The organism is Siminovitchia jepli (genome assembly GCF_047228825.1).
In the GTDB taxonomy this organism is placed as follows: Bacteria; Bacillota; Bacilli; order Bacillales; family Bacillaceae_C; genus Siminovitchia.
Map to the genome: position 1 here is coordinate 1 of NZ_JBFEGN010000167.1, position 3208 is coordinate 3208.

Annotated in this window: 3 protein-coding genes; 2 read left to right on the forward strand and 1 reads right to left on the reverse strand. The window is 42.4% G+C overall.

The window, feature by feature from the left end:
- The first annotated feature begins 154 nt into the window (after window positions 1-154).
- Together trmL and AB1L08_RS21955 are read left to right on the forward strand one after the other, a co-directional pair.
- Window positions 155-628 (forward strand): tRNA (uridine(34)/cytosine(34)/5-carboxymethylaminomethyluridine(34)-2'-O)-methyltransferase TrmL, encoded by a 474-nt coding sequence (trmL, locus tag AB1L08_RS21950; protein WP_413066714.1) that lies wholly within the window; start codon window positions 155-157, stop codon window positions 626-628.
- 367 nt (window positions 629-995) lie between these two features.
- Window positions 996-2891 (forward strand): PrkA family serine protein kinase, encoded by a 1896-nt coding sequence (locus AB1L08_RS21955; RefSeq protein WP_413066715.1) that lies wholly within the window; start codon window positions 996-998, stop codon window positions 2889-2891.
- 35 nt (window positions 2892-2926) lie between these two features.
- Here AB1L08_RS21955 and AB1L08_RS21960 read toward each other — a convergent pair.
- A partial coding sequence (locus tag AB1L08_RS21960; protein ID WP_413066716.1) for a hypothetical protein occupies window positions 2927-3208 on the reverse strand: 282 nt, incomplete at its 5' end.

The window sequence follows — 3208 nt, forward strand, 5'->3', positions numbered from 1 at the left end:
TAAATTTTTACATCTGTGGATAAGTGCATTTTCTGTTTTAAGGACTAAAAAACATAAATTTACTCCTCAAAGCTGGCGAACCTGCAAAGCACTTTTCATGGTCCTTACAGTGGTGTTATAATGTCACGGTAAGCAAAAAATGAGGTGAACAGCAGTGCCAATCAACGTCGTATTATATCAGCCGGAAATTCCTTCGAACACCGGAAATATTGCCCGGACGTGTGCCGCTACGAATACACGGTTACACTTGATCCGTCCGCTTGGATTTTCAACGGATGACAAGATGCTCAAGCGGGCGGGTGTTGATTATTGGGAATTTGTAAATATCATATATTATGATTCTTTGGAAGAATTTTTTGCCGCAAATGAAGACGGCGATTATTTTTTTCTGACGAAACACGGGAAGAAACCCCATACCGCATTTGAATATAATAATCCCGAAACAGATTATTACTTTATTTTTGGGAAAGAATCATCCGGGCTGCCGAAGGAATTGCTTGCACATAATAAAGAACGGTGCCTAAGAATCCCGATGACGGAAAATGTTCGCGCCCTCAACCTGTCCAACGCTGCAGCCATTCTTGTATATGAAGCGCTCCGGCAGCAGGGGTACCCAAACTTGAAATAAGAAATCCCCTTTCAACTCAATTGAAGGGGGATTTTTTTCAATCTTACTTTTTGTAAACTCCCGGCTTATCTTCATAACCCGAAGTAAAAATGGCAGACAAAAATGCAATGCATACGCCCAAAACCAAAATTGTCCTCATAATTTATGTAAGCCTCCTTTTTCAGAACTAGTCCTTTCGTTATTATATCCCATTTTACGATTCATGTGAACGAAACTGTCCTGAGAATTTTTATTTATGGCGAAAGATAGAAATGCTTTATCCGCAAATGAACAATCAGGCAGGCCTTCCCTTATTTAAGCATGTTCACGCACAAACATGCATATGGTTTAATTAATCATTCCTCAACAAGCAAACAGGGAGGTCCTTATGGATATTTTAAAAAAAATTGAACAATATCGGTCTCAGGAAGCGAGGTTAAAGTGGGAAGGAACTTTTGCAGATTACCTGAAACTACTCAAAGAAAAACCATGGGTTGCTCAGTCGGCACACTCCCGTATATATAACATGATCAGGGATGCGGGGGTGGAAGAAGAAAACGGCCAAAAAATATACCGCTTTTTCAGCCATGAGATGTTCGGCTTGGAAGAAGCCCTGGAAAAACTGGTTGAAGAATATTTCCATCCGGCCGCGAAGCGTCTTGATGTAAGGAAAAGAATATTATTGCTGATGGGACCGGTCAGTGGCGGAAAATCCACCATTGTGACGATGTTGAAGCGGGGGCTTGAAGCGTATTCAAGAACGGACGGCGGCGCCGTATATGCCATCAAAGGGTGTCCGATGCACGAAGATCCGCTTCATTTAATCCCGCAGCATTTACGGGAAGATTTTTACAAAGAATATGGCATTCGGGTGGAAGGAAGTTTGTCTCCGCTAAATAGCATGCGGCTGGAGGAGGAGTACGGAGGCAGAATTGAAGATGTGCTGGTTGAACGGATATTCTTTTCCGAAGACAAACGGGTCGGGATTGGCACGTTCAGCCCATCGGATCCGAAATCACAGGATATTGCAGACTTGACGGGAAGCATTGACTTTTCAACGATCGCAGAGTACGGTTCAGAATCGGACCCAAGGGCATATCGTTTTGATGGCGAGTTGAACAAAGCAAACCGCGGTCTTATGGAATTTCAGGAAATGCTAAAGTGTGATGAAAAGTTTTTGTGGCATCTATTGTCGTTAACACAGGAAGGAAACTTTAAGGCAGGGAGATTTGCACTTATTTCTGCTGATGAACTGATTGTTGCCCATACAAATGAGACTGAATATCGCTCATTCATTTCAAATAAAAAGAACGAAGCGCTTCATTCGCGGATTATCGTCATGCCCGTTCCGTACAATTTAAAAATATCACAAGAAGAACGGATTTATGAAAAGATGATCCGTGAAAGCGACGTGGCTGACGTTCACATAGCGCCACATACGTTAAGGGTGGCAGCCATGTTTACCATTTTGACCAGATTAAAGGAGCCAAAAAGAGGCGATATTGACCTATTAAAGAAAATGCGCCTGTATGACGGTGAAAATGTGGAAGGGTATAATTCGTCGGATTTAAACGAACTGAAAAAAGAGTATCAGGATGAAGGGATGAGCGGAATCGATCCAAGATATGTCATTAACCGCATTTCATCCGCCATTATTCGCAAAAATATCCCATCCATTAACGCGCTGGATGTGCTGAGGTCTTTAAAAGAAGGTCTGGATCAACACCCGTCCATCACAAATGAGCTGAGGGACAAATATTTGAACTTTATTTCACTGGCACGAAAAGAATATGACGAATTGGCGAAAAAAGAGGTTCAAAAAGCTTTCGTCTATTCTTACGAAGAGTCCGCAAAAACGTTGATGGATAATTACTTGGATAATGTGGAAGCCTTTTGCAATAAATCAAAGTTGCGCGATCCGCTTACGGGAGAAGAAATTAATCCCGACGAAAAATTAATGCGCTCGATCGAGGAGCAGATCGGCATTTCTGAAAATGCAAAGAAAGCGTTCCGCGAGGAAATTTTAATCCGGATTTCGGCATTGGCGAGAAAAGGCAAGCGCTTCGATTACAGATCCCACGCAAGACTGCGGGAAGCCATACAGAAAAAACTGTTTGCCGACTTAAAAGACGTTGTAAAAATTACAACTTCGGCCAAAACGCCGGATGAACAGCAGTTGAAGAAAATAAATGAGGTCGTAGCCCGGTTAATAGACGAACACGGCTACAACTCGACATCGGCCAACGAACTTCTCCGTTACGTGGGCAGCTTGCTGAACAGATAAATAATCAACCCCTTCCATTTCACTGAACGGACAGTTCAATGACTGGATAGGGGTTTCTTTTTACGAACGACTGGCAGAAGGCCCGGTATTTCAATGCCGGGATGAATGCCAGAAACATAGGTTAAAAAAAGAAATCGGCTCTTGTTATTTTTTAAATATTGTATCATTAATATAGAATGTATGTTCGAAAGTCCAGGTAAATATGGCGAAAAGAAATCCGAGAGGCATATGATGTCAGCAAAACCGGTGCGGAGCGCACCGTCAAGAATATGGGAAAACACTTCCTTGGCAAAAAGCCCAAAAACGAAAAGCACAAA